This window comes from Myxococcus sp. CA033 (assembly GCF_013336625.1).
Lineage (GTDB): Bacteria > Myxococcota > Myxococcia > Myxococcales > Myxococcaceae > Myxococcus > Myxococcus llanfairpwllgwyngyllgogerychwyrndrobwllllantysiliogogogochensis.
Map to the genome: position 1 here is coordinate 32,499 of NZ_JABUMU010000025.1, position 26,434 is coordinate 58,932.

Below are 26,434 nucleotides of genomic sequence, written 5' to 3' on the forward strand. Positions count from 1 at the left end.
TTGCCACCGTGCACAACACTTGCTTACTTGAGGGGGCATGAAGTCCGTCCTGGTCGCCGCACTGGTGGTTCAAATGACGACAGCCGGAGGCGCGGGTGCGCGCGAGGAGCGTGCGAACGCGCGCGACACGGCGGCGGCGGACGATGTGGGCAAGCACCTCTCCGCGCTGAAGCAGGAGCTGGACTCGGTGTCGGAGCAGTACCGGCAGGCCCGAGAGCGGCGGCGTCAGGAGTCAGAGCGCAAGAAGCGCGAGTCGGGGGAATGGACGAATGAGCCCGCGACGTCTCCTCCCTCTCCCAGCAGGCGAGCCATCGCTCCCGCCGGAGGGGCCGGAACCCCCGCCCGCTGACGATGAAGTCTTCGAGTTGCCCATCGACGGCAACCTCGACCTGCACTTCTTCCAGCCTCGTGAAGTGAAGCCCCTCGTCATCGAGTACCTCTGGGCGTGTCGCCAGAAGGGGTTGCTCGATGTGCGCGTCATCCACGGCAAGGGCACGGGCGCGCTGCGGCGCACGGTGCACGCGCTGCTGCCCAAGCTGGAGGAGGTGGAGTCCTTCCGCCCCGCCTCCGAGTTCGACGGAGGCTGGGGTGCGACGTGGGTGCGGCTCAAGCCGCTCCCGCCTCAGGACAGCCAGAAGTAGGCGGAGGCGATGAGCGAGCGCTTCTCGTTCACCTTGGCCTTGTTGGCGAGCTCCGCGAGCTGCCGATCCTTGGCGGCGTAGCGCTTCTCCTCCTCGTTGCGCAGCGAGGACAGCTTGCGGCGGTACTCGCGCTCCATCCGGTCCGAGTTCGCCCGCGCCTTCGCGCGCTCCGCGATGTCTTCCACGGACGCCACCTGCTTGCGTGCGTCGATCCACTGCTGCCGGGCCGCCTCGACGCCCTCACGGGACTCCATCAGGCAGTCCTCGACGTAGCGGTCCGCGCGCTCCTTGGCCTTGTCCAGCTCCAAGGCATTGCGGCGCTCGGCGGCGCGGACGATTTCGTCCTTCGCCGTCACCAGCGACTGCTCCTGCATGAGTTGCACGGACACGGGCGCGGGCTGCCGGCGCTTTTCTTCCTTCGCCGCCAGCTTCACGAAGTGCGCGCCGTCCTGGAGGGGCAGGGCGCGGAAGTTGCCCTCGCGGTCCTTCACCAGCACCAGGTGGACGAGCTTCTCCTCGGGCTTGAGGCCCGTCGTCTCGAACTTGTACGCGAACCACCAGCCCTCGCTGCCAGCCAGTCGCGCCAGCCGAGAGGGCAGGCCCGCGGCGTCGAGCTGGAGGTAGCTGACGGCGTCCTGCTTGCGCTCCTTGACGGCGTAGGCGGCCTTGGCGATCTCCAGCCGTCCCGAGGTGCGGCTGCCAAGCACCGAGCTGGTGAGGGCGCGCGCCTCCTGCTGCCGCTTCGCGAGGGCCTCCTTCGTCTGCTCACCCTGGCCGCGCAGGCGGCGGCGGACATCGCCGTCGAAGCGCTCCAGCACCACCGAGCGCATCTCCGTCATGCGCTGGCTGATGCGCCCTTCCATCTCCGAGCGCAGCTTGTCGAAGGCCGCGTTGATGTCCTCCACCTTGCGGCAGCCCTGGTAGATGTCGAGCACGCGGCGCTCGAAGTCCACGCCGCTCTCCAGTGCGCCCAGGATTTCGTCCGACGCGCCGAAGACGCCGTCGAAGAGGTTGAGCTTCTTCTCCAGCAGCTCGAACAGGCGCGCGTCCGCCGCGTTCATCCGGTTGAGGAAGTTGATGACCAGCACGTCGCGCTGCTGGCCATACCGGTGGCAGCGGCCAATGCGCTGCTCCACGCGCTGCGGGTTCCAGGGCAAATCGTAGTTCACCACCAGGTTGCAGAACTGGAGGTTGAGGCCCTCGGCGCCGGCCTCGGTGCAGATGAGGATCTGCGTCTTGTTGCGGAAGTCGTCCACCAGCGCGCGCCGGTCCTCCGGCGTCCCCGCGTCACCGGACAGCAGCGAAATCTTCCCCCGGTACCCGTGCTCCGACAGGAGGTTGAAGAGGTACTGCTGCGTGCGCTTGGACTCGGTGAAGATGAGCGCCTTCTCCGGCCAGCCGTGCGCGCGCATCACCGTGAAGGTCCGGTCCAGGCCCCGCTTGAGGGCCTCGCCCTTGGCGTTGACCTTGATGGAGTCCGCCAGGTCCGCGTACTGCCGAAGCTCCCAGACCTCTTGCTCCAGGGCGCGCACGTTGGGCGCCTTGGCCGGGTCGTCGGACCACTCCTCGCCCTCCTCGACGAACTGCTTGGCCTCCTCGGGCTCGAACATCGCGAGCGCCTGCTGGCCCAGCTTCGCCGCCGCGAGTCGCTTCTCCAGGTTGTCCGACAGCCGCCGCAGCGTCGGGGCGATGGCGTACGTGGAGGACGCCAGGAGCTTGCGGTAGCACAGCGTCAGCAGCGTCTTCTTGCCGGGCTCAATCGCCGCGGCCTCCGAGCGCTGGAGGTACTCGCTGACCTTCTCGTAGAGGTCATGCTCCTCGGGCGAGGGCGTGAAGTCCTCCACGATGGAGCGGCGGTTGGTGTAGCGCACGTACTCGCGCACCTGCCGGCGCAGCGTGCGTTGCACCACGGGGGCCAGCCGCTCCTTCAGCTCGCCCGCGGCGGCCTCGGACATGCCGCCGCCCTCGTCCACGCGGTAGCGGCTGCGGAAGGCGTGCTCGGGGCCCAGAATCTGCTCGTCCAGCAGCGACATCAGGCCGAACAGCTCCATCAGGTCATTCTGGAGCGGGGTGGCGGTGAGCAGCAGCTTGGGCTTGCCGCCCAGGGACGCCTTGAGCGCCTGGCCCATCTTGTTGTTGGCGCGGTGCGCGTTGCGCAGGCGGTGGGCTTCGTCGATGACGACGAGGTCCCACGCGATTTCCGACGTCAGGTGCGCCTTGTTGGCCGCGAACGGGTGCGAGCAGATGACGGGGAAGGGCTGGTCGAAGCAGTTGCCAGTGGCGCGCACGGTGCGGCCGTCCACGAGCACGCTGTCCAGGTCGAACTTCTCTCGCAGCTCGCTGTTCCACTGCGCGCGCAGCGTGGCCGGCGCGAGGATGAGGATGCGCGTCTTCCCCTCGGCCATGAGCTGGGCGATGACGAGCCCCGCTTCAATGGTCTTCCCCAGGCCCACCTCGTCGCCCAGCATGCAGCCGCCGCGCGAAAGCGAGTCGAGCGCGAACATGGCGCCTTCGACCTGATGCGGGTTGAGGTCGACCTTCGCCTCGGACAGGGCTCCCGCCAACCGTTGTTGCGTATCACCACTGCGCGCCAGCAGCTCTTCCGCCAGCAGGCGCTCGTGGAAGGGGGTCAGCGTCGTCCGGGCGGGCGGCTCCGTGGCCTCCGCGCGGGCGGCGATGGCCGCCGCGTCTGCCTCCACCTCCAACCTCAAACCCCTTGCGACCTCCGCCAAGACTGTCTCCATCCGTGTTGTTTCGGGGCGCCCACCGACACAGCGGGCGAGAGAGACGGGCCATTTTGTTGACGGAGGCTCCGCTGTAAAGGGGGTCGTCTCCGAGGCCGAATTCTAGGCCTCCGCGCGATTGGCATGCTTCTTCGCGAGCGACGCGCGCGTACTCGATAAATGAGTGTCGCGCGAACTTTCCGCTGGACATCTTCGCGAGGCCTACAACAGGCCGCGAGACTTGACGTCCAGGTACACGTTGAGCGCGGCCGCGCCGAAACCCTGGGCCGGTGCGCGGACCACGAGGGCCCCCGCGTCGCGCAGGGTGCTGGCGGTGCGGCGGAACTCCGACTCCAGCCGCGTGGCGGCCTGTCGCGAGTACGCGTCCTGGGCTTCCACGGGCACGTCGGTGGCCGCGTCGCGCACGTCCTCGTCCAGCAGCGAGGCGACGACGGGGAGGTGTCGGGGGCGCAAGGCCAGCGTGCGGGTGAGCAGCCCCGCGGACGCGTCCGGGTCCACCAGGTCCGTGAAGAGGACGACGAGGGTGCGCCGCGTCTGCCGGGCGAACGCGAAGTCGTACGCGCGCCCGTAGTCGCTCTCTTCCAGCGCGGCCTCGGCGCGGTAGAGCGACTCGGTGATGAGGCGCAGGTGCTCGTGGCCCTTGCGCGGTGGGAGGAAGGTGAGCACGTCGCTGGCGAAGGCCATGACGCCCACCACGTCGCCCGCGTCCAGGCCCACCCGCGCCAGTCGGAGCGCCGCGTCCACCGCGTGGTCCAGCTTGCGCCGGCCGTGCACCTTGCCCGCCATGTGCCGCCCGCAGTCGAGCAAGAGCAGCATGGGCTGGTGCCGCTCCGGCTGCCACGTGCGCACCAGGGTGTTGGCGTGGCGCGCGGACGCCTTCCAGTCGATGTGCCGGTAGTCGTCGCCGGGGCGGTACTCGCGCAGGGATTCGAACTCGCGCCCCTCGGCCGAGCGGCGGCGCAGGGTCCGTTCCGAGGGCGCGTCCGAGGAGCGGGCCAGGGCGAGGGCCTCGCTCGAGAGCGCGGTGAGGTCCGGATAGATTTTCACCGTCCGCGTCGCGGGCAGCCGCACCTGTCGGGCGCACAGCCCCAGCGGGCCGAGCAGCCGCAAGTGGAGGTCTCCGAAGCGCGCATCCCCTCGGGAAGGAGGGGTAACGAAGTACGTCAGCCGTGAGCGCGCGTGTGGCGTGGCGCTCCGGGCTGGCACCTGGAGGGTCTGGCGGTGGCCAGTGCTGGCGACGACGTCGGGAGGCTCGTCGCGGACCTCCAGGCGCAGCGGTGTGGCGCCCGCGTCGAGTCGCTCGAAGTCGAGGTGTACGGCGTTGCGAGTGCCCGAGGAGAGGATGGGCTCTACCTCGCGTGACACCTTCACGTCTTCGCCGCGGGGCGCGCGGAGGAAGTCCACGGCGCACAGGGCGAGCACCGCCACGTCCAGGGCCAGCGCCAGCCAGCCGAACACGGGGCTGGCCACCGTCAGCGCGGCCGGGACGAGCCCCACCGCGAGCAGTGCGACGGCGAGGCCGGTGGGGACGGGACGGCCCAGGCTCACCGAGGGACCCGGACCCGCTCGAGTGTCTGCTTCAGCACGTCGTCCGCGGTGACGCCTTCCACCTCGGCCTCGGCCTTGAGGAGCAGGCGGTGGTTGAGCACGCTGCCCGCCGCGCCCTTCACGTCGTCGGGGGTGACGAAGTCATTGCCCATCAGCGCCGCGCGGGCCTTGGACGCGGCGAGGAGCGCCTGTGCGGCTCGGGGGCTCGCGCCCAGGCGCACGCGGGGATTCGCACGCGTGTCCCGCACCACGGCGACCACGTATTGGAGGATGGACTCGTCGCAGGTGACGCGGGCCGCGCGGGCCTGCAGTTCCGCGAGCGTGGGCGCGTCCAGCACGCGGTCCACTGAGGGCGGCCGTCCCTCGCGCTGGTGGAAGGCGCGCAGCATGGTCGTCTCGGAGTCGGAGTCCGGATAGCCCACGCGAATGCGCATCAGGAAGCGGTCGAGCTGGGCCTCGGGCAATGGATAGGTGCCCTCCAGTTCCAGCGGGTTCTGCGTGGCGACGACGAAGAAGTGGGGCGGCAGTGGGTGGGTGACGCCGTCGATGGTGACCTGGCGTTCCTCCATGGCCTCCAGCAGCGCGGCCTGGGCCTTGGGCGGGGTGCGGTTGATTTCGTCCGCGACGAGCACCTCCGTGAAGATGGGGCCCTTCACCAGGCGGAAGGCGTTGTCCTGCGGCTGGAAGATGTTGGTGCCGAGGATGTCCGCCGGCATCAGGTCGGGCGTGAACTGGATGCGGGTGAAGAGCAGCCCCAGCGCTCCGGCCATGCTGCGCGCGGTGAGCGTCTTCGCCACGCCGGGCACGCCCTCCAGCAGGACGTGGCCTCGCGCCAGGAAGGCGGTCACCAGGTCGGCGAGCACGCGGGGCTGGCCGAAGATGGTGCCGGCGAGCGCGGCGGTGAGTCGGGCGAGGGGAGTGGCGTCGGACATGGTGGCGGGGAACGGTAGACCGCCGTCGAGTCGCGCGGCACCACTTTCGTGGCGCGCGCGCCGTGTCGTCAGTCGTTCTTGCTCTTGAGTCCGAGGAACGCGCCGATGAGCGCGGCCACCGAGCCCAAGAGGCCAATGAAGACGCCGAAGCTGGGCGACGAGTTCATCATCTCCGCGTTGCCGATGGGCGTGGGCACGAGCGTCGTGTCCGAGGACACCTTGATGAAGACGATGCACCAGATGAGGCACAGGAACGTGGTGAACAGCTGCGCCATCCACGGCACCACGGGGTTGAGGTTGGGGAACGCGCTGCGCACCCGGGCGCCGATGGCCACCATCACCATCAGCGCGAGCAGGAACGCGCCGAAGCCCGTGCTCATCAGTCCCAGGGCGTCACCGTCCGCCGCCGTCTCCTTCCACGGCGTGAAGCACGAGAGGACGACCAGCCCGGCGCCATAGAAGGCGATCTTGTCGCCGGCGCCCATCGCGCCCATCAAATCCCTGGCGTCCTGCATCAGCTCGTCGGGGTCGACGATGGCGCTGCCGTTGTTCTCGTCGTCGTCCCGGCCCCCTCTTGCCCACGGGTCCGCTCCAGACGAGGCCGGCGCGGGGGCGGGGGCGGGGGCGGCGCGTCGCGGAGCCGTGTTCGTCGCGGCGCTCTTCGCGGGCGCGGGACGGCTGGGACGCTGAGGTGCACCGCGAGCGATGTCCTGCACGCTCTTGACGTTGGTGGCGTCCCCGCTGGCCGGCGCCGGGGGCCTGGCGCCGGACTTGGCCGGTCGGGGCCTGGCGGGCGCGGGCTTCGGGGCGGGGCGAGGGTCTTCGCTCGCGCCCGTGGATTCCTCGTCGTTGTCGGAAGGCGGCTCCGCGGAGAGGAACGAGGTGTCGATGATGTAATCGCAAACAGAACAGATGGATGCGTTCGCGGCTACCTTCGAGCCGCAGCCAGGGCAGTTCAGGACCAGCGCTCCTGCTGAGAGATGCGAACACCCATCTTCGGAGCCCGGGGCCGGGTGTGTCAAACGGCATGCGGCCTAACCCCTGGATTTTCGCGGGGAATTGGCCTAGGCCCCAGCGCATGAGCCGCCCGAGCCCCGTCCGACTCCCAAGCGTCTGTCTGGCCCTCCTCGTCCTCGTCTCCGGGTGTGTCCGCTCCGTGCCGGGCCCTGATGTGGACCCTCCCGACGCGGAGGTGATGGCTCGAATCCGGGACTGGGAAGACCGGCGCTCACTGGGCGACGGACAGCTGGTGGCGCTCGTCACGGGCGCTCCGGATCCTCGCGTGCGGGCGCGGGCCCTGCGCGCGTTGGCCCGCATCCAGGATGTGGCCACGCTGGGCGCCGTGGTCGCCGGACTGAAGGACTCCGAAGCCCTGGTGCGAGGTGAGGCCGCCTTCGCGGTGGGCGAGCTGGCGCTCTCCTGGGAGCCGCTCACGGAGGCCGAGCGGGCGAGCCTGGCGACGCCGTTGCTGGTGGCCGAGGAGGAGGAGCGCGACGCGGCGGTGCGTGCCGCCCAGCTCGACTCGCTGGGGCGTCTGGCGACGACGGACACGCTGGCGCGCCTCGTCCAGCGGCTCCAGGGCGACGACGTCGAGACGGCCGGACGGGCGGCGCTGTCGCTGGGCGTGGCGGCGCGACGTGGAGGTGCCGCGGTGGTGAAGGACGTGCCCCTGGCTCCCGCGCAGGCGTTGATGGCGGCGGGGCGGCCGGTGGCGGCCCGGTATGGCGGCGCGTATCTCCTGGCCACGGCGAAGCGCGCGGAGAGCCTGCCGACGCTGCGCGCGTGTCTGTCGGATGAGGACGCGGACGTGCGTGGCCTGTGTGTGAAGGCCTTCGGCGATGTGGGCGGCCCGGAGGACGCGGTGGTGCTGGGCCGGTTGCTGGACGACACGGTGCCTCGCGTGGCCTCGGAGGCGGCGCGTTCGCTCGCGAAGCTCGCGGCCACGTGTGGTGGGCCTTGCGCGCCGCTGGAGGCCCTGGAGGCCCTGGCGCCTCGAGCGAAGCGCGTGGCGCGGGGCATGGAGACGCCGATGCCCACGGGCGCGGCGCCGCGCGTGGAGACGCTGGCGCGTTCCGCGGACGGTCACCCGCTGCTGGCCCTGGCGCAGCAGGGGCTGCCGGAGTTCGGCGCGCCGTTGCTCGTGTCGCTCCGGCTGGCGCTGGCGGACGCGGAGCGAGGCGCGGCGTCGGAGGTGGCTCGCGCGGACCTGGGCTGGCTCGACTGCCGGCTGGCGGCGGCGTTGGACCGTCAGCGCGGCATGGTGGCGGACACGATGAACTGTGGCTTCGGCCGGGTGTCCGACGAGCGCCGACTGGCCCTGGGCCTGCGTGAGGCCGCGCTCTCCCCGAAGAAGACGCCCGCCGACTTCGCGGTGGGCTACCTGCGCCACCCGTCGGCGCGCGTGCGGCTCACGGCGATGGAGGTCCTCGCGGAGCGCCCGGTGCTCCGGACGGCGACGGCGGTGGGCTCGCTTCTGCGGAGCGAGGACCTGGTGGTGGCGGGCGCCGCGGCCGCGACGCTGGGCAAGCTGAAGGCTCCAGGGGCCCATCCGGACCTGGAGGCGCTGGCCGACCGCGTGCCCTCCGAGCCGGACCTCGCGGACCCCGTGGGCGGTGCGCTCGTCGCGCTCCAGATTCCGGGCACCGAGGCGCGCATGAAGCAGTGGTTGACGCTGCCGCACGCCAACGTGCGCCGCGTGGCCGCCGAGGCCCTCACCCAGCTCACCGGCCAGCCCGTGCGCTCCGAGCGCGTGGAGCTTCCTCCCTACGCCTTCCGCCCGGAGCCCGCGCCCAGGGACGCCGCGCTCGTGTTGCGCACGGACAAGGGCGACATCACCGTGCGGCTCGACGCGGACGAGGCGCCGCTCACCTCCGGCAACCTGTTTGCCCTGGCGCGCAAGGGCTACTTCAACGGCATCACCTTCCACCGCGTGGTGCCGGACTTCGTCGCGCAGGGTGGAGACCCGCGTGGGGACGGGGAGGGCGGCCCGGGCCACTCCATCCGCTGCGAGATGACCCGGCGGCCGTATCTGCGCGGGGTGCTCGGCATGGCGCTGTCAGGCAAGGACACCGGAGGCAGCCAGTTCTTCTTCACGCACGCGCCGCAGCCGCACCTGGATGGCCGCTACACGGCCTTCGGTGAGGTGGTGTCGGGTCTGGACGTGGTGGATGCGCTGCTGGAAGGCGACGTCATCCGCGAGGTCAGCGCGGTGACGCTCACCCCGTGAGGTGGCTTCAGGCGCCGCTGGCGCGCGTCAGCGGTGCCTGGGGGCCCAGCGGGTGGCTTCGCCAGCGCTGGCTCTCTTCTTCCTCCAGCGCCTCCACCTGGTTGCGGATGCGCTGCCACTCCGTCTCCGGGATGCGCAGGAAGGCGTCCGCGAGGTTCGGGTCGAACTGCGTGCCCGAGCAGCGGCGAATCTCGTCCCGGGCCACGCTCATGGGCCGGCCCTTGCGATAGGGGCGGTCCGACGTAATCGCGTCCACGGTGTCGGCGATGCAGAAGATGCGCGCGCCGATGCAGATGTCCTCGCCGGCGAGCTGCTGGGGGTAGCCCTTGCCGTCCCAGCGCTCCTGGTGCTGGAGGACGATGAGCGCCGCCTCGTGCAGGTAGGGCATCTTGCCCATCATCCGGTAGCCGAACTCCGGGTGCTTGCGCATCTCCACCCATTCGTCCGGCGTCAGCGGTCCGGGCTTGAGCAGGATGGAGTCGCGCACGCCAATCTTGCCGATGTCGTGCAGCAGCGCTCCCTGCTCCACCACGTCCAGCGCGGCCCCCGCCAGCCCCACCTCCTCCGCCAGCCGGCGCGAGTAGAGCGCCACGCGACGCGAGTGCCACTGCGTCTCCGTGTCGCGGTAGTCCAGCGCGCTGATGAGACCATCCAGGAGGCCCGTGGTGCGCTCCACCACCCGACGCTCCAGGTCCTGGTTGATGGCGACCAGCTCCGCGTTCTTGTCCGCCACCTCGCGCGTCAGCCGCTCGTTGGCCTCCACCAGCCGGTAGTGCTCCACGGCCTGCCGCACGCTGCTCGTCAGCTCGCTGAGCGACCAGGGCTTGCCGAGCAGCCGGAACACCTCGCCCCGATTGACGGCCTCGGACGCGGTGCGGAAGTCCGCCGCCGCCGTCAGCATCAACCGCACGGCCTTCGGATTCTTCTCCCGGAGCACGCCCAGCAGTTCGATGCCGTTGAGGTACGGCATCATGAAGTCCGTCAGCACGACGCTGAAGCCCACCTCGCGAGCGGCCAGGGCCGGGTCGCTGTAGGTGACGACGTCATAGCCTTCCGTCTGGAGGATCCGGGAGAGCGCGGCGAGGATGAGCACGTCGTCATCCACCACGAGGATGCGGTCCATGTTGGAGGTCTCCGGGAGGTCGCGGGCCTGTCTTTCGTTATACACGCCTTGCCGTGCGCCCAAACAGGGCCCCCCCGCAGGTTTTGCGCCTGCAAGCCCCGGAAATCCTTGGAGGTTCTTCCTTTGTGCAAGAGTGGTAGAACCAAGTCATGCTTGCCTGCTCGCCAAGGTGTGATTTATGGTGCGCGGCAAGGCTGCGTTTCAACGCTAACCCCTTGGAATCCTGGAGCAATCTCCGATGGCTAGAGCCCCAGCAGGGCCGGTGCCGGTGGTGGTGATGGGGCTGGGATTCATCGGGCAGGAGATTGCCAGAGCTGCCCTGTCCTGCCCGGAAGTGGAATTGATTGGGGCCGTGGATACCCACTCCTCCCTGGTCGGTCGTCCGTTGGGCGACGTGCTGGGAGGGCCCGCGCCGCGCGTCAAGGTGATGGACTCGCTGGAGAAGGCCGTGGGCCGCCGGAAGGGCGCGGTGCTGTTGCATGCCACGGGCTCCCGACTGCCGGCGGTGATGGACCAATTGCTGGCGGCGCTGAAGCTGGGCCTGCCCATCGCGAGCACCTGTGAGGAGCTCGCCTTCCCGTACCTGAAGTACCCGGAGCTGGCGGACAAGCTGGACCGCGCCGCTCAGCGCGCCGAGGTCTCCATCGTCGGAGCGGGTGTCAACCCGGGTTTCGTTCTGGACAGACTGGTGGCCACGGCGGGGCAGGTGTGCGGCCCGGTGCGGCGCGCGACGGTGACGCGGGTGGTGGACGCTCGCACCCGCCGGGAGGCCCTGCAGCGCAAGGTCGGCGCGGGTCTGACCGAGGAAGAGTTCTTCGAGTTGGTGGATGGTGAGCAGCTCGGCCACGTGGGGCTGGTGGAGTCGGCGGCACTCGCGGCACTGGGCCTGGGGTTGGATTGTGATGACTACGAAGAAGAGGTAGCCCCCGTGTTCGCCGAGGAAGACATCTCGGGCGGTGCGTTCGCCGTGAAGAAGGGACGGGTGGCGGGCATGTTCCAGTCGGTGGTCGGGTTGGAGGACGGGCAGGAGCGGGTTCGACTGGAGCTGACCATCGCCGTGGGGGCTGACGACCCGAAGGACCGCATTGAAATCGATGCGGATCCTCGTTTGGTGTTGGAAATCCCGGGGGGAGTGGCAGGCGACCGGGCCACCGCGAATGCGCTGGTGAATGCCGCGCCACGCTTGACGGCCGCCGAAGCAGGGCTCCTCACGGTGCTCGAGCTTCCGGCCGGACGTTAGAGTCAGGAGAGGGATAATGCTGGACAAGAATGCGATCGGCCGTGCCTCGCCGCCGACGCTCAACGAAGTGGAGAAGGGTGCCATCCGCCGCTTCGCGGAGGCCATCGGAGACTACAACCCGATCTACTACGACGAGGAGTACGCTCGGGCCTCCGGATATCCCACCATCATCGCGCCTCCCACGTTTCCCGCGTCCTTCCATTCGGCCGCGGACTTGAGGGAGCTACTCGGCGTGGGCATCAAGAGCCTGCTGCACGCCGAACAGGGCTTTGACTACGAGCGGCCCATCTTCGCCGGGGACCGCATCTACGTCTCCACCCGCGTCGCGGACGTCTCCGAACGACAGGGCATGTCCGGCAAGATGGACATCGCGGTCATCGAGGATGAAGGCCGCGACGAGGAAGGCAACCTGGTGTTCCGAGCCCGCCGGACGTTGGTGGTCCGCGCCTCCAAGGAGACCCCGTGATGCCCGCGCGCAAGCTCTACTTCGAGTCCATCCGCGTCGGAGACGAGCTGCCGGCGCTGGCCAAGGCCCCGGTGGACCGTGTCCAGCTGTCCCGGTACGCCGGCGCCTCTGGCGACTACAACCCCGTGCACGTCGACGAGCTCTACGCCAAGAGCGTGGGCATGCCGAGCGTGTATGCCCCAGGCATGCTGGTGATGGGCATGCTCGGCCAGCTCATCAGCGATTGGGCCCGGGGCGGGCAGATGCGGCGCTACAACGTGCGCTTCATCAAGATGGTGTGGCCGGGTGACACCGTCGTCTGCAAGGGCCGGGTGAGCAACCGCCACGGCACCGCGGGCCGTTACTTCGTGGACATCGACCTGTGGGCGGAGAACCAGCGCGGTGAGCTGGTGATGAAGGGCGGCGCGCAGATTCAGCTCTTCTACTCCCTGGAGGACGAGAACCGGCAGCGCTCCGGCCAGTCCCCCATCGTCATCGAAGTGCCCCGGGAGAGCCTGGCCGCCACCCCCACCACGTCCACGGGCGGAGGCTCGAGCGAGGCCTCGGCCGTCGACGAGGAGGCCGACGAGTCGGACGAGCGCCGCACCGGCGCCTCGTCCAAGAAGACCGTCCCCCGGGAGAAGCCCGCTGCCAAGACGGCGACGCTTCCCTCGCCCAAGAAGGCGAAGAAGTAGCGGTTTCATGGCCTGCGGTGAGGGGCGGCCTGGGCTGCCCCTCAACGCAGGGTGTCATTCAGGGTTGACTCAAAAATCAGTCGCCGCCACACTTCCTGTGTCTCATTCGCGCCGCTGACCCGAGGCCTTCCCATCCGAAGGCGGGCAGCGAGCCGTCACGCAGGAGTGGCCATGTCCGCCGGCATCAACACCTACAAGACCGACCTTCGAGAGATTTTCTTCGCTTTGTTCGAGCAGTTCGGCTTCGGCCAGGTGGCCGGTCAGGCCCCGTACGACGCCTGGGGTCCGGATGAGGCCAAGGCGGTGTTGTCGGAGACGTACCGCTTCGCGCGCGAGGTGCTCGGGCCCCTCAACTCCGTGGGAGACCGTGAGGGCTGTCGGGTGGAGAACGGCTCGGTGCTCACGCCCACGGGCTTCAAGGACGCGTGGAAGAAACTCTACGAGCAGGGCTTCAAGACGGTGGCGGTGAGCCCGGAGCACGGTGGCCAGGGCGCGCCGATGATGCTGCAGGTGACGGTGGAGGAGCTGCTATCGGGCGCCAACACGGCCTTCAACATGTACCCGGGCCTGTCGTTCGGCGCGGCGGAAGTCATCGCCGAGTGCGGGACGAAGGAGCAGCAGCACCTCTTCGTGGAGCGCATGCTCAACGGCACGTGGGGCGGCACCATGTGCCTCACCGAGCCGCACGCCGGCTCCGACGTGGGCGCGGCGAAGTCCACCGCCCGGCGCAACGCCGACGGCACGTACAACATCCGCGGGACGAAGATCTTCATCTCCGGCGGTGACCACGACATGGCCCAGAACGTCATCCACCTGGTGCTGGCGCGCATCGACGGCGCGTCGCCCGGCACCAAGGGCCTGTCGCTGTTCATCGTCCCCAAGCTGCGCATCAACAAGGACGGCAGCTCCGGCCAGGCCAACGACGTGTCCGTGGGCTCCATCGAGCACAAGATGGGCATCAACGGCTCGGCGACCTGTGTGCTGAACTTCGGTGAGAGCGACGGCTGTCTGGGCGAGCTCGTCGGCACCGTCGAGCACGTCGGCATGAGCCAGATGTTCAAGATGATGAACGGCGCGCGCATCGCCGTCGGCATCCAGGGCGTCGCGCTGGCGTCGGCCGCCTACTACAACGCGGTGGACTACGCGAAGGACCGCAAGCAGGGCTCCCACTTCACCAAGTGGAAGGACCCCACCGCGCCGCGCGCCGCCATCATCGAGCACCCGGACGTCCGCCGCATGCTGCTGGACATCAAGTCCCACGTGGAGGGCATCCGCGCGCTCATCATCAAGCTGGCCATGCACCTGGACAAGGCGCGGCAACTGGCGGGCAAGGACGACGAGGCGGCCACCTACCACAAGGGCCAGGTGGAGCTGCTCACCCCGCTGGTGAAGTCCTACGGCTCCGACCAGTCCTTCCGTCTCTGCGCGCAGGCCATCCAGGTGTACGGCGGCGCCGGCTACATCCAGGACTACCCGGTGGAGCAGTACACGCGCGACTCGAAGATCTTCTCCATCTACGAGGGCACCAACCACATCCAGGCCATGGACCTGGTGGGCCGCAAGCTGGGGCAGGCCGGTGGCATGCACTTCCAGCAGTTCATGGGTGACGTGGGCGCCTTCGTGGAAGCGCACCGCGAGCACGCCGTCTACGGCGAGGCCGTGAAGCTGCTGGCGAGCGCCCAGGAGGCCCTCATGTCCAGCGCGATGACGGTGTTCAGCTGGTCGCAGGACGGCGGCAAGTTCCCGCTGATTCCGCTGTCCGCCAACCGCTTCCTCAACATGATGTCCGAGGTCGCCGTGGGCTGGCTGCTCCTGGACGCGGCGCTCATCGCGGACAAGGCGCAGGGCGCGCTGTCGGCGGACCACCCGGACCGCGCGTTCTACGAGGGCAAGAAGTACAGCGCCCTGTACTACGCGCGCAATGTGCTGCCCAACGTGGAGCAGGCCGCGCGCCTCATCGCCCTCGAGGACACCTCCCCGATGGAGATCACCGACGCCGCGTTCGCGTCCGTCTGAGTCGCGACATCGTCTGACGGGGCGCCCTGACAGAGGGGTGCCCTCCAGAAACACCGAGGCCACCTGGGGATTCGCTCCCGAGGTGGCCTTCGTGTTTCAGCGGCGGCCGTGTGACGGGAAGGGTGCTACTCGCCCTCGCGCACGCCGATGGCGAGCTGACCCAGGCCCGCCTTCTTCGCCAGCTCCATCACCTGGACGACGGTGCCGTGCGGGACGCCCTCATCGGCCTGGACGATGACGACGGTGTCCGGGTCCTTCACCTTGGCGGCGTCGAAGGCCTTCTGGAGTTCGTCCTGGCTGACGACGTTTCCGGCGAGCACGAAGCGGCCGTCGGCGAGCACCGCGACGGACATGTCCGTGGTGCGCGCGGTGACGTCCGCGGCGCCGCCCTTGGGCAGGTTCACCTTGAGGCCCGACTTGGCGCCTCCTCCGGGCCCCTGCTGGACGATGACGGAGCTGGTCACCATGAAGATGATGAGCAGCACGAGGAAGATGTCGGTGAGCGGGGTGATGTTGATTTCGGCGAAGACACCTTCTTCGCCTTCGTCACCGGACCCCGGTGTCTTGCCCATGGCCATGGCGCTCGGTTCCCTGGGACTAGGCGGGCTGCGTGTCGACGCGCGCCGGAGAGGTGGGGGGCTGCTGTGAATCGACGCGGGGCGCGGGCTCGGGAGGAAGGCCCGAGGCGCGCTCCTTGAGCAGCTCCGCGAACTCGTCGCCCATCAGCCGCAGCTCCACCAGCACGCGCGACAGGCGGGCCTGGAAGTAGTTGTAGAAGACCATGGCCTGCACGGCGACGAGGATGCCCACCGCCGTGGCGACCAGGGCCTCGGAGATGCCCGTCATCACCGCGCCGGTGCCGCCGGTGCCGCCGGCCTCCACGTCCAGGCCCAGGTCCTTGAACGAGCGCATGATGCCGGCCACGGTGCCGAACAGGCCCACGAAGGGCGTAATCGAGCCGATGGTGGCCAGAATCCAGAGGTTGCGGCGCAGCTTGAGGCCCACCTGGGCGCGCTCGCGCTCCACGGCGGCCTCCACGCCCGCGCCGCCTGAGCCGCGGGTGCGCTCCCACCGGTCGAACCCCGCGAGGAAGATGTCGGCGGCGACGGAGTCGGAGCGCTCGGCGGCGGTGCGGGCCGCTGGCACGTCGCCACGAAGCAGGTGCTTGCTGACCGCCTCGCCCAGGAGGCGGGAGCGCTCGCTCACCCCCCAGAGGGCGATGATGCGCTCGACGGCCACGACGAGCGCGCCGACGGAGGCCAGCAGCAGCAGGGCCAGGGTGACTCCGCCGAGGCGGAGGTAATGCAGGATGTCGTTCAGGCTCATTGGTGGGTGACCCGGCAGGGCGCCATGGCCCAGACTAGGAGATATGAACCGCGCAGCCGCCGCAATCTTCCTGGCAGTGCTCTGTTCGGCCTGCCCCAAGCGCATCGAGTTCGGGCCGGAGGGGCAACTCACCGACGCCGAGGTCGTCTATCAGCGTGTCCGGCGGAACCAGGACAACGTCGTCTCCCTCGAGGGAGACGCGAAGCTGCGTGTCGAGTCTCCCCAGCAGAGTGGCACCATTGGGATGTTCCTTTCCGTCACCCGCCCGGCCCTCCTGCACCTGGAGACGTTCGATTTCTTCAACCGGCCCCTCGCCTCCCTCGTCGCGGACGGGACGCGCTTCGGCCTGTACCAGACGGAGACGCACACGTACTACCAGGGGCCGGCGAGCCCGCAGAATGTGTCGCGCTTCCTGCCCGTGGTCCTGCCGGGCGAGGAACTGGTGGCCATCATGCTGGGCCAGGTGCCCCTCATCCCTCCGGAGCGCATGACGCTGGAGCTGGACACGAAGGAGGGCGTCTACGTGCTCACCCTCCACCGGGGGACGGCCCGCCAGGTGCTCCAGGTTCACCCAAAGTATCTGCGCGTGGTGAAGAGCCAGGTGCATGGCGTCCCCGGCTATGACCTGGCCTTCGACGACTTCCTCGAGCGGGGAAACCTCATCTTCCCGGGCAAGGTGGAGCTCATCGCGAAGCAGGCGGGGACGAAGCTCCAGCTTCGCTACCAGCAGATCAAACTCAATGGCCGGCCGGACCTCACGCTCTACGAGCTGACGCCCCCGGAGGGGGCCAAGGTCGTGGAGGTGGATGACTCGGGGCGGGAGCTGCCGGCCGGTGCCCCCGAGTCGCCGGCGCCCCCGGTGCCGGGTTCCTGACCGGGCAGGCACGGAAGAAGAAGCGCAGCGGCTGGAGTCGGGTAGAGTGGCGCCCACGACATGGCACAGATCAAGCTCGGAGAACTGCTGATCAAGGCGAATGTGCTCCAGGAGAGCCAGCTCAAGGCCGCGCTCGCCGAACAGGCGAAGTGGGGCGGCAAGCTCGGCGAAATCCTGGTCCGGATGAGCCTCGTCTCCGAGGACATCCTGGTGCGGGCGCTGTCCAAGCAGCTCGGCATGCCGGCGGTGAACCTGGACGCGGTCCAGATGGTTCCCCCGCATGTGAAGGCCAAGATTCCGCCGCAGACGGCCCGCGACTTCTCCGTGCTGCCGTTGCAGCTGCGGGACGAGGGCAAGACGCTCGTGGTGGCGATGTCGGATCCGCTCAACATGCGGATGCTGGACGAGCTTCGGGCCGTGACGAAGTGCCGCATCATCCCCAACGTGGCGGGGCGCACCTCCATCGCTCGGGCCTTCGCCCGCATGTACGAAGAGAACATGGAGCTGGAGGACGCGGACACCAACTTCAAGGTGGTGGACGCCCAGGGCCGCACGGTGGTGAAGAACCTGAAGGACCTGGATCCGGCCGCCGCCGCGGTCATCTCCGCGCCCAAGCCCGCGCCCCCAGTCGCGCGTCCCGCGCCGCCGGTGCCAGAGGCCCCTCGCAGCACGGCGGGCACTGGCAGCCCGGCCGACCTGTTGCGCAGCGTGGAAGAGGTACAGCGCAAGGAAGTCGCGGCCCTCAAGGCCATGGTGGAGCTGCTCATCGAGAAGGGTGTGTTCTCCCGCGACGAGTACCTCGCGAAGGTCAAGCGGTAGCCCGGCCTTATGCGCAAGAAGATTGGTGAGCTGCTCGTCGAGGCGGGGGTGGTGACGGAGGAGCAGGTGCGGGTGGCGCTCGGGCGTCGAGGCGCTCCGGGGAACCTGCGGCTGGGCGAGACGCTGGTGGCGCAGGGGCTGTGCGCGCCGCTGCATGTGGCTCGGGCGCTGGCGGTGCAACACGGGCTGCCCTTCGTGGAGCTGCCCGAGGAGATTCCCCCGGCGGTGGCCTCGCTGGTGTCCCTGGACTTCCAGGCGGAGCATCGCGTCCTGCTCTTCCGCATGGAAGTGGAGGGGCGCAGCGAGCGCATCCACGTCGCCGTGGAGGACCCGGGGGATTTGACGTTGGTGGACGAGCTGCGCTTCCAGCTCCGCAAGCAGGTGCGGGTCTTCGTCGTCGCGTCGGACGACCTGGACGCCGCGCTGGCCCGGGCGCGGGGAGAGCCGCTGGACATCGTCGAGGCGGAGCCGCTGTACGAAGAGGATGGCTCCGGCCCTCCTCCCGTCGCCGCGGGGACGCCACTGGAGTGGGAGATGCCGGAGACACCGAAGCCCCCCGCAGCGAGACCCCCTGCCGCCGCCGCGGCTCCCTCGGCCCGTCGGCCCGGGACGCCGCCACCCCCGCCCGCGGAAGCCCTGCGGCCGGGGGCTGGGGGAGATGCGCTGGATGATCTGCTGGGCGTGAAGCCGGCCGCTCGGCCACCGCCGCCTCCTCCGCCCATCTTCGAGGCGGACGAAGAGGAGAAGCCCCGAGTGCCGGTGGTGATGTTCGGTGGGGCCGCGAAGGGTTCGCAGCCCGCGCTGGCGCTCACGCCGACGCCTGACTTCTCCGACGATGATCTGGCCATCCTCGACGACCTGGAGCGCATGTCCCGGGGCGACGAGGCGGTGCTGGACACGGAGAAGGTGAAGCCCGCGCGCATGGTGGCCAGCCTCATCCGCCTGCTCATCCGCAAGGAGATCATCCAGGAGGTGGAGTTCCTGGAGGAGCTGGCGAAGAAGTGACGCCCGGCGCGTCGCCCTCGGGGGACGGGCCCCTCCTGGACGTCCGAGGGCTCGCCGTGGAGCTGTCGAGGGACGAGGGGACGGTGCGCGCGGTGGACGGTGTGTCCTTCGCGGTGCCTCCCGGCGGAACCCTGGGCGTGGTGGGGGAGAGCGGCTGTGGCAAGAGCCTCACCGCGCTGTCCCTGCTGCGGCTGGCGCCCCGACCTCCCGTGCGAGTGGCGGCGGGCGAGGTGTTCTTCCAGGGCAGGGACTTGCTGAAGCTCTCCGACGAGGAGCTGCGGCGCGTGCGCGGACGCCATGCGGCCATGGTGTTCCAGGAGCCGATGACCTCGCTCAACCCCGTCTTCACCGTGGGGGAGCAGATCTCCGAAGGCGTGCGGCTCCACCTGGGGGCCTCGCGCTCGCAGGCTCGGGAGCGCGCGGTGGAGATGCTGCGCCAGGTGGGCATCCCCGCGCCGGGTGAGCGCGTGGACGCCTGGCCTCATCAACTGTCGGGCGGGATGCGGCAGCGGGTGATGCTCGCCATGGCGCTGGCGTGTGACCCGTCGCTGCTCATCGCGGACGAGCCCACCACCGCGTTGGACGTCACCATCCAGGCGCAGATCCTCGACCTGCTCAAGCGCCTGCAGGCCGAGCGCGGCATGGCGGTGATGCTCATCACCCATGATCTGGGCGTGGTCGCGGAGAGCTGCGACACGGTGGTGGTGATGTACGCGGGGAAGGTGGTGGAGCACGCTCCGGTGCGCGAGCTGTTCGCCCGGCCCGCCCATCCCTACACGGCGGGCCTGTTGCGCTCGCTTCCAGCGCTGGGGGGCGAGGTGGAGGAGGGACGAGCCGGGCCTCGGCGTCGCCTGCGCGCCATCCCCGGCATGGTGCCCGCCCTGGGGCGGTTGCCGTCGGGCTGTGCGTTCCGCGAGCGGTGCGAGCGGGCCCAGGAGGCATGCGCTCGCGTGACGCCCGTGCTCGAACTCAAGCGGGGCGGGCAGCTTGTGGCCTGCCATCATCCGGTGCCCGCGCCATGAGCACCGAGCCGCTCCTCCAGGCGAAGGATGTCGAGGTCCACTTCCCCGTGCGCGGGGGCTGGCTGGGTCGCTCGCGCGGCGCGGTGAAGGCGGTGGACGGCGTGACGTTCGACGTCTTCCGGGGGGAGACGTTGGGGTTGGTGGGGGAGAGCGGCTGCGGGAAGAGCACCCTGGGGCGCGCGTTGCTGCGCCTGGTGACGCCCACCGCGGGCTCCATCCACTTCGACGGACAGGACCTCACGGGGCTGTCCCAGCATCGCCTCCGGCCGCTGCGGCGACGCATGCAGCTCGTCTTCCAGGACCCGTATGCCTCGCTCAACCCGCGCATGACGGTGCGGGATATCCTAGGCGAGCCGTTCGACATCCACGGTCTCGCCCGAGGGCCCGGGGAGCGTGAGCGCGAGGTCGCCGCGTTGCTGGATGCGATGGGCCTGCCGCGCGAGGCATTGGGGCGCTACCCGCACGAGTTCTCCGGAGGGCAGCGTCAGCGGCTCGGAATCGCTCGGGCCATCGCCCTGCGCCCGGACCTGGTGGTGGCCGACGAGCCCATCAGCGCGTTGGACGTCTCCATCCAGGCGCAGATCGTGAATCTGTTGGTGGACCTGCAGCGCGAGCGCGGCCTCACCTATGTGTTCATCGCGCACGACCTGAACATCGTCGAGCATGTCTCCACTCGCGTGGCGGTGATGTACCTGGGGCGCATCGTGGAACTGGCGCCCTCGGACTCGCTGTACCGGCGACCGCGCCATCCGTACACGCAGGCGCTGCTCGCGTCGGTGCCGGTGCCGGACCCTGAGCGGGCACGCACCCGGCTGCTGGTGCCCGGAGAGCCGCCCTCGCCGCTCGCGCCACCTCCGGGCTGCACGTTCCACCCGAGGTGCCCTCACGCGATGGAGCGGTGTCGACGCGAGTCGCCCCCGCTGTATCCGCTGGGCTCCGGGCATTCCGCCGCGTGTTTCCTGGCGGAAGGGGAGTCCCACCAGTCCTTGACCGCCCCGCGGTCCGGAGGTGCCGACGGTGTTCTGGCTCAGTCACCATCATCCGGATGAGTACAACCGCACGTACCGGCTCGGCGGGCTCCGCGTCTGCGCGCGGTGTCTGGGGACCTATCCGGTGCTGATGGCCACGCTGGTGGGGCTGTTCATCGCGCGCGCCCCGCTGGGTTGGCCCTGGGATGTTCCCGCCGTGCTGCTGCTCACGCTGCCGGCGCTGGTGGACTGGGCGGTGGGGCGCTTCCGCCCGGTCTCCGGTTCCAACGCGGTGCGGACGGCGACGGGCGTCCTTCTGGGGATGGCGCTCGGCCGGTCGCTGTACGTCCACGTCCAGCGACCCTTGCCGGGGGTGCTGCTGGCGCAGGCCGCACTCGTGACAGCCGTCGCGCTCCCTGTCATTCTCGCCACTTACCGGAAGCCACGTCCGGATTAGACCCTGGTGGCCCGTCGCCCGTTAAGAGGGCACGGGTTGAGGGTGGGCCGGAGTGAACGTGGCTCCACGAGCGATGGGGGAGTGTTGGGACCGGAGACCTCAGACGAGCGATTGATGCTCGCCTTCCAGGCGGGGGACGCTCGCGCGTTCGAGGCGTTGGTGCGAAGGCACCGGACACCGGTGTTCAACTTCATCCTTCGCTTCGTCGGGCAACGGGCACGGGCGGAGGACGTGCTGCAGGAGACATGGCTGAAGGTGGTACGCAGCGCCGGCGAATATCAGGCGAAGGCCCGGTTCACGACCTGGGTCTACACCATCGCGAGGAACCTCTGTGTGGACAGCGCGCGCAAAGAGAGCTACCGCCAGGCCGCGTCCCTGGAGTCTCCGGTGAGTGGCGTGGACGGCGAGGAAGGCCGCGCGCTGGCGGATGCGCTGCCGGACTCCGGCGCCAGTCCGGAGCGGGGCGCGTACAACGCCCGGCTGCGTCCGCTGCTGGAGCGCGCCCTGGCCTCCCTGCCAGAAGAACAGCGTGAGGTGTTCATCCTCCGCGAGTACAGCGGCATCCCGTTCAAGGAAATCGCCGACGTGACGGGCGTCTCGGAGAACACGGTGAAGAGCCGGATGCGCTACGCGCTCGACGGCTTGCGTCGCCGACTGGCGGAGCTGGGCGTGGATGGCGATCTCGCCGAGGACGGAAGGACGGTGGTGGGATGAAGCCGCAGAACCTCCATGCGCACGAGGACCGGCTCCTCGACTTCGCCTATGGCGAGCTGCCCGCCCCGGATGCCCAGGTGGTGGAGTCGCACCTTCAGGGATGCGCCCGCTGCACCCAGGCCCTGGACGACATTCGTGGCGTGCGAGTCACCATGGGCCATCTCTCCGAGGAGAGCGCGCCCGACGCGGGGCTGGAGTCGCTGCTGGCGTATGCGCAGCAGTCCGCGCGCAGGGCCAGCGCGGGGCCCGCGCCCAAGCCGTCGCGCTGGCGCCGCTGGCTGCTTCCCGTTGTCGGGCTCGCCTCGGTGAGCACGCTGGGAATCCTCACGTTCTCCGCGCAGTCCCCGGAGCTGACCCAGGCCAATCTCGCGGCAGCCGAAGTGATGCCGAGCAAGAAGGCCGCACCCGTACCGTCCGCTTCGGCACGAAGCGCCGAGCCCTCCGCCGCGCCGGCTCCGGCCGCCGCCGCGGAGGCTCCGCCACCTCCTCCGGAGATGCGTGACGATGATGCCGCGTATGCCCCCAAGGACGCGGCGAAGACGCGAAGCGCGGAGGTTCAGCGCGCGGAAGGCTGGGCGCTGGCGGGGAGCGGAGGCGACGTGGGGGGCCGAGGCCGTGCCGATGAGCTGAAGGCGAAGGTCAAGGGCGCGGAGTCGTTCGGGGGCAAGCAGAGCCGCTCGAAGACCGCCCCCGCCGAGAAGTCCCAGCGAGAGGTGTCGAACCTCGATGAGGAGGCCCTGGCGGAAGCCGCTCCGGCTCAGGCCGTTGCATCCAGCAGCCCTCCCAGGGATGGGCTGCGGCTGGGGGGCCCGTACGCGAAAAAGGAGGCGAACAAGCCCAGTGCGGATGACCTGGCCAAGGACGGCGCATGGGACGAAGGCCCGGGGGCGCCCGCCCTGGAGGCCGTCACCGAGCCCCTGGCGCAGGGCACCGTGGTCAGCGCCCCCGCGCCATCCTCCGCCAACGAGAGCCGTGGAGGCGTGGCCCAGCAGCCGTCCGATGCGCGAGAGCAGTTGGAGCTGGAGCGCGCTTCAGCCTCCCGGGCGAAGTCCCCGATGAAGGCGACGAGGAAGGCGGATGCCGTCCCCGAAGCCCCGATGCCGCGCCCCGCTCCGGTCACCCCCGCGGCGGTGGGGCGCTCCGAGGCCGAGGATAAGACGTCGGGTTCCTCCGTGGCGGAACTCTCCCGCCAGGCCCAGTCCGCGAACCGGGCAGGGGACAGGAGCCAGGAGGCGAGGCTGTTGAGACTCGCCCTGGCCGCCGGGGCATCTGGAACCGAGCGTGCGGGACTGCTCAACCGGCTGTGTGACGCGGAGCTGGCCCTGGGGCGTCGACGCGAGGGGCTGGCGGCGTGTAATCAGGTTTTGACGGAAGCTCCTGGTTCCAGCGCGGCCCAGGCGGCGCGTCGCCGATTGAGCCATGAGGCTGAATCGGTTGAAACACCGACGAGTGACGCCCAGCCGGCGCCGTAACCGCCCGCGATTTTTCAATAAATGGGAGAGCGGGACGGTTGAAGCTGGCCATTTGACCGATGCGTCTCAGGGGCGCTGATCGAGATAATGGCACCATGGGAATGGAACAGGACTCGCGGCCGCGGGGGGCGGCTGGCCGGCAATCCGGGCAGGCCATGGTCGAAGCGGCGATGATCATGCCGCTCGCTGTGTTCATGACGCTGGGAATCATCCAGCTCACGTTGATTCAGCACGCCAAGCTGATGACCGAGTACGCCGCGTATCAAGCGGCGCGTGCCGGCATCGTGTGGAACGGCAACAACGAGCGCATGCATGACGCGGCCATCGTCGCGTTGCTGCCCACGTTGGGCCGGACCGATGACATCGGCAACCTGGCGAAGACCTTCGCCATCCATCAGATCTACGACTCCGCGATGCGCACGCTGAACTTCGGCGGCGGCGTGGTGCCTCGGACGGTGAACGGCTCGAACCTGTTCGGCCTCATCCGGGTGGACACCATCAACCCGGCGTACTTCACGCCCATCAACACCATCTGGAAGCTGCGCACCGGCTTCAACTGGCAGGAGCTCGACTTCGACGGCTCGGACAGCTTCCCGGAGGTGCCGTCGCTGGAGAACAACATCCGCAAGTTCTTCAACCTGCCGGAGCCGGATGACTCCGAGCTCGTGTACCGCAAGGCGACGCGGCTCACCATCCGCCTGCGCTACTTCTACGAGATGAAGATCCCGTTCGCGAACTGGATCATCTTCACCGCATGGTACGCGTCCAACGCGCAGGTGGCGCTGCGAGGAGCCATTGACCGGGCCACCCTCGTTCCCAAGTCCAACATGATGTCGGATGGCGGCAACCTCACGCCGCTGGCCGCGATGGCCAAGGGGATTGACCATGAGCAGGGCTACAACTCCCTGTACCCCGCCGAGATGTGGGTGCTCTGGGGGCTGGCCACCGGCAGCATCCCGCTCGTCTCCAGCCTCGTGGGCAAGCGCTACTTCATGCCCCTGTCGGCGACGTACACCATGCGCATGCAGTCCAACTTCCACCGCAAGTGGATCATGCACCTCAACCCCGACTGGGGCATGTAAGAGGACTCACGCACCATGTTCACTCGAATCCTCCGAAAGAGCTTCCAGCGCCAGGAGGGCCAGGCCCTCGTCCTGGCCGCATTGATGGTGTTGGTGATGTCCATCGCGGTGCTGACCACCGTGAACATCGGCCACACCGTGCATGAGCGCGTGCGCCTGCAGAACACCGCCGACGCCGCCGCCTACTCCATGGCCGCCATGGAGGCGCGCGCGTTCAACTTCTACGCGTACGCCAACCGCACGCAGGTCTCACAATACGTGTCGGCGATGATGTGGCACTCGCTCATCTCGCTCATCTACTCGGCCGAGGCGTTCTTCACGGACCTCTTCGGGTTCATGAAGACGCTCAACCCATGTGCCGGCAAGCGGAAGAAACTTTGGATCGTCCTCTGTCCCATCCTCGAGGTGGTCCCGTACGTGGGGCAGGTCATCAAGGCGATCAACAAGATCATCACGGCGTACAAGAACATCTTCCTCAAGCCGTTCCAGCAAGTCCTGAAGGCGGCCAACCCCGATAGATGGTTGGGGAAGTACATGATTCCGGCGCATCGGGTGCTCAACGGGGCCATGTATTTCATGTCCCAGGCGGTGATGATGTCCGCCTCCACGCACGTGGTGCAGACCGCGCAGGGCGTGCTGGACTCGAACGACAAGAACCTCAACTCGATGGCCAGCCAGCTGGCGACGGGCTTCTACAGTGAGTGCCTCTTCAGTCAGGCGCACAACGAGCACTCCGGCGGCAAGCCGCTGAACCCGGGCACGTGGAAGAACCCCTTCGGCGCGCTGGACGTGACGAAGTACGCGCGCAATGACGAAATCGCCCGCGCCAAGCGGTCCATGGGCGGCATCACCAATGCGACCCGTTACTCGTGTGACCGCGAGGGCGGCTCCTGCCCCGAGCGCTTCATCACTTCGCGCCGGATCGGCGACGTCCTGCCGCTGCCGAATGCGCTCGGCTTCCTGCGCGACATGTTGAACAACGGTGTGAATGCTCCGGGCATCATGGAGTTCCAGAAGATGGGGCAGACGCGCATGTTGTCCGCGACGTTCCCCACCGCGCGGAACACCATCAACTCGCGCAACTACATCCGGGATTGGAACGACAACCTGAACCCCTGGGGCATGACGGCGCAGGGCGACAACATGGGCGCCGACGACCTGTACTGGCTGAAGCTGGGGCCCGCGGAGGTCGACGTGGGCGTGGGCAAGGCGGACAACCCCCTGTCGTGCAACAACTCGGACCCGTATACGCGCTGCTTTGGCGACAACCGGAAGGGGAAGGGCGACAACTCGCGCACCAAGCTCCCCTTCAAGGAAATGACGAAGCCCAGCGTCTGGGCGCTGAACGACAAGGACACCGGCAGCGTCAAGGGCGGCGTCCACTGGCGCGTACACTACCCGCGGAACACGGAGCAGTGGCGCAACCACACGCCACCGAGAGGCGTCGAGCGGGACGTGGGCATCCACACCGAGAAGGTCTGCGTCCTCAAGCTGGTGGTCTGCTGGTTCAATGTGGACGTCTACACCGCGAACGTGCGTCCGGCCCAGGACGGCAATCACCCCTGGGGTGGCGTCACGCCGTTCATGCACTTCGAGCCCGGTCAGTACGCTGGAAAAACCTGCAATCCGATGGCGAAGTCAGACAAGGGCGAGCTGGCCAAGCGCACGATGGACTTCAACCAGCCCTCCGCGTGGGTGGCGCTGAACAAGTCGCCAGAAGACGTCGTGAACAAGGCCAACACGGATGGCACGGGTACGAACGCTCCCGCGCTGTTGAACGACGAGGGCAAGGTGAAGTTCACCTTCACGCCGGACTCAGAGGGCCTGGAGATGCTGAACAACCGCAAGAAGTTCCTCAGCCTCACCGAGGGCCTCAACGTCATCTCCCGTGGCCAGAGCTACTACCACCGGCCGGGCAACTGGACCGAGCAGCCCAACTTCTTCAACCCGTACTGGCGCCCGCGCCTGGCGTCCGTGTACCAGGGCCGCAATCAGCTCCCGGTGGTCGGGTCCATGCTGGACGCGCTGCCTGGCGCGCTCCAGGGCTTTGCCCCGAAGGTCATGACGCACTGAGGACCGCGATGA

General features: G+C 69.0%; 25 protein-coding genes. 18 read left to right on the forward strand and 7 right to left on the reverse strand.

What is annotated here, in order from left to right; translation table 11 throughout:
• Positions 1-37 precede the first annotated feature (37 nt).
• On the forward strand, positions 38-349 hold the full coding sequence (locus tag HUA78_RS37315; RefSeq protein ID WP_141643249.1) for a hypothetical protein: 312 nt from the start codon (positions 38-40) through the stop codon (positions 347-349).
• Entirely contained in the window at positions 270-641 is a 372-nt protein-coding gene (locus tag HUA78_RS37320) for a Smr/MutS family protein (protein WP_174463433.1), read from the forward strand. The genes HUA78_RS37315 and HUA78_RS37320 overlap by 80 nt, the downstream gene beginning before the upstream one ends.
• Here the strand turns inward: HUA78_RS37320 and HUA78_RS37325 are convergent.
• From HUA78_RS37325 to HUA78_RS37340, 4 genes are all read right to left on the reverse strand, one after another.
• The gene (locus HUA78_RS37325) at positions 623-3,385 is read right to left on the reverse strand and encodes an SNF2-related protein (protein WP_141643251.1); all 2,763 of its coding nucleotides are present in this window, start codon (positions 3,383-3,385) and stop codon (positions 623-625) included. The genes HUA78_RS37320 and HUA78_RS37325 overlap by 19 nt on opposite strands.
• 201 nt (positions 3,386-3,586) lie before the next feature.
• On the reverse strand, positions 3,587-4,933 hold the full coding sequence (locus HUA78_RS37330) for a DUF58 domain-containing protein (RefSeq protein WP_174478353.1): 1,347 nt from the start codon (positions 4,931-4,933) through the stop codon (positions 3,587-3,589).
• A complete protein-coding gene (locus tag HUA78_RS37335) occupies positions 4,930-5,865 on the reverse strand; it encodes a MoxR family ATPase (protein WP_141643253.1) in 936 nt (311 codons plus the stop codon). The genes HUA78_RS37330 and HUA78_RS37335 overlap by 4 nt, the downstream gene beginning before the upstream one ends.
• 68 nt (positions 5,866-5,933) lie before the next feature.
• Positions 5,934-6,581: a hypothetical protein gene (locus HUA78_RS37340; protein ID WP_254624108.1), complete on the reverse strand. Its 648-nt coding sequence runs from the start codon at positions 6,579-6,581 to the stop codon at positions 5,934-5,936.
• Between HUA78_RS37340 and HUA78_RS46880 the strand changes: the two genes are divergently transcribed.
• Positions 6,571-6,762, forward strand: a complete 192-nt coding sequence (locus HUA78_RS46880) for a hypothetical protein (protein ID WP_246137222.1) — start codon at positions 6,571-6,573, stop codon at positions 6,760-6,762. The two genes, HUA78_RS37340 and HUA78_RS46880, sit on opposite strands and share 11 nt — an antisense overlap.
• A gap of 181 nt (positions 6,763-6,943) precedes the next feature.
• Positions 6,944-9,091, forward strand: a complete 2,148-nt coding sequence (locus HUA78_RS37345; protein ID WP_174468039.1) for a peptidylprolyl isomerase — start codon at positions 6,944-6,946, stop codon at positions 9,089-9,091.
• A gap of 7 nt (positions 9,092-9,098) precedes the next feature.
• On the opposite strand, the gene HUA78_RS37350 is transcribed toward HUA78_RS37345, so the two are convergent.
• The gene (locus HUA78_RS37350) at positions 9,099-10,214 is read right to left on the reverse strand and encodes an HD domain-containing phosphohydrolase (RefSeq protein WP_141643256.1); all 1,116 of its coding nucleotides are present in this window, start codon (positions 10,212-10,214) and stop codon (positions 9,099-9,101) included.
• Between the two features lie 238 nt (positions 10,215-10,452).
• Between HUA78_RS37350 and HUA78_RS37355 the strand changes: the two genes are divergently transcribed.
• The 4 genes from HUA78_RS37355 to HUA78_RS37370 all read left to right on the forward strand — a co-directional run bounded on the left by HUA78_RS37355 (position 10,453) and on the right by HUA78_RS37370 (position 14,610).
• Complete coding sequence (locus HUA78_RS37355; RefSeq protein WP_141643257.1) at positions 10,453-11,454, forward strand: dihydrodipicolinate reductase; 1,002 nt, start codon at positions 10,453-10,455, stop codon at positions 11,452-11,454.
• Positions 11,455-11,470: 16 nt separating this feature from the next.
• Entirely contained in the window at positions 11,471-11,920 is a 450-nt protein-coding gene (locus HUA78_RS37360) for a MaoC family dehydratase N-terminal domain-containing protein (protein ID WP_141643258.1), read from the forward strand.
• Positions 11,920-12,594: a MaoC family dehydratase gene (locus HUA78_RS37365; RefSeq protein WP_141643259.1), complete on the forward strand. Its 675-nt coding sequence runs from the start codon at positions 11,920-11,922 to the stop codon at positions 12,592-12,594. The genes HUA78_RS37360 and HUA78_RS37365 overlap by 1 nt, the downstream gene beginning before the upstream one ends.
• Before the next feature lie 171 nt (positions 12,595-12,765).
• On the forward strand, positions 12,766-14,610 hold the full coding sequence (locus HUA78_RS37370) for an acyl-CoA dehydrogenase (RefSeq protein WP_141643260.1): 1,845 nt from the start codon (positions 12,766-12,768) through the stop codon (positions 14,608-14,610).
• Positions 14,611-14,735: 125 nt separating this feature from the next.
• On the opposite strand, the gene HUA78_RS37375 is transcribed toward HUA78_RS37370, so the two are convergent.
• Together HUA78_RS37375 and HUA78_RS37380 are read right to left on the reverse strand one after the other, a co-directional pair.
• The gene (locus HUA78_RS37375) at positions 14,736-15,188 is read right to left on the reverse strand and encodes a biopolymer transporter ExbD (RefSeq protein ID WP_141643261.1); all 453 of its coding nucleotides are present in this window, start codon (positions 15,186-15,188) and stop codon (positions 14,736-14,738) included.
• Positions 15,189-15,207: 19 nt separating this feature from the next.
• Positions 15,208-15,936, reverse strand: a complete 729-nt coding sequence (locus HUA78_RS37380) for a MotA/TolQ/ExbB proton channel family protein (protein WP_141643262.1) — start codon at positions 15,934-15,936, stop codon at positions 15,208-15,210.
• A gap of 43 nt (positions 15,937-15,979) precedes the next feature.
• Here HUA78_RS37380 and HUA78_RS37385 point away from each other — a divergent pair, with 43 nt between their 5' ends.
• From HUA78_RS37385 to HUA78_RS37430, 10 genes are all read left to right on the forward strand, one after another.
• Entirely contained in the window at positions 15,980-16,810 is an 831-nt protein-coding gene (locus HUA78_RS37385; protein ID WP_141643263.1) for a DUF4292 domain-containing protein, read from the forward strand.
• Between the two features lie 60 nt (positions 16,811-16,870).
• A complete protein-coding gene (locus HUA78_RS37390; protein ID WP_141643264.1) occupies positions 16,871-17,629 on the forward strand; it encodes a general secretion pathway protein GspE in 759 nt (252 codons plus the stop codon).
• Between the two features lie 9 nt (positions 17,630-17,638).
• Positions 17,639-18,634 carry a general secretion pathway protein GspE gene (locus HUA78_RS37395; protein ID WP_141643265.1) on the forward strand — a complete coding sequence of 332 codons (996 nt, stop codon included), beginning with the start codon at positions 17,639-17,641 and terminating at the stop codon, positions 18,632-18,634.
• Positions 18,631-19,656: an ABC transporter ATP-binding protein gene (locus HUA78_RS37400; RefSeq protein WP_174468038.1), complete on the forward strand. Its 1,026-nt coding sequence runs from the start codon at positions 18,631-18,633 to the stop codon at positions 19,654-19,656. Before HUA78_RS37395 ends, HUA78_RS37400 begins: the two co-directional genes overlap by 4 nt.
• Positions 19,653-20,705 (forward strand): ABC transporter ATP-binding protein, encoded by a 1,053-nt coding sequence (locus HUA78_RS37405; RefSeq protein WP_174478355.1) that lies wholly within the window; start codon positions 19,653-19,655, stop codon positions 20,703-20,705. The genes HUA78_RS37400 and HUA78_RS37405 overlap by 4 nt, the downstream gene beginning before the upstream one ends.
• The gene (locus HUA78_RS37410) at positions 20,674-21,081 is read left to right on the forward strand and encodes a DUF2085 domain-containing protein (protein ID WP_174467613.1); all 408 of its coding nucleotides are present in this window, start codon (positions 20,674-20,676) and stop codon (positions 21,079-21,081) included. Before HUA78_RS37405 ends, HUA78_RS37410 begins: the two co-directional genes overlap by 32 nt.
• Positions 21,082-21,162: 81 nt before the next feature.
• Complete coding sequence (locus HUA78_RS37415; protein ID WP_141647175.1) at positions 21,163-21,795, forward strand: RNA polymerase sigma factor; 633 nt, start codon at positions 21,163-21,165, stop codon at positions 21,793-21,795.
• Entirely contained in the window at positions 21,792-23,267 is a 1,476-nt protein-coding gene (locus tag HUA78_RS37420) for a zf-HC2 domain-containing protein (RefSeq protein ID WP_174463441.1), read from the forward strand. The genes HUA78_RS37415 and HUA78_RS37420 overlap by 4 nt, the downstream gene beginning before the upstream one ends.
• Before the next feature lie 95 nt (positions 23,268-23,362).
• Complete coding sequence (locus HUA78_RS37425; protein ID WP_141647173.1) at positions 23,363-24,349, forward strand: TadE/TadG family type IV pilus assembly protein; 987 nt, start codon at positions 23,363-23,365, stop codon at positions 24,347-24,349.
• Between the two features lie 15 nt (positions 24,350-24,364).
• Complete coding sequence (locus HUA78_RS37430; RefSeq protein WP_174467614.1) at positions 24,365-26,422, forward strand: TadE/TadG family type IV pilus assembly protein; 2,058 nt, start codon at positions 24,365-24,367, stop codon at positions 26,420-26,422.
• The last annotated feature ends 12 nt before the right edge of the window (positions 26,423-26,434 follow it).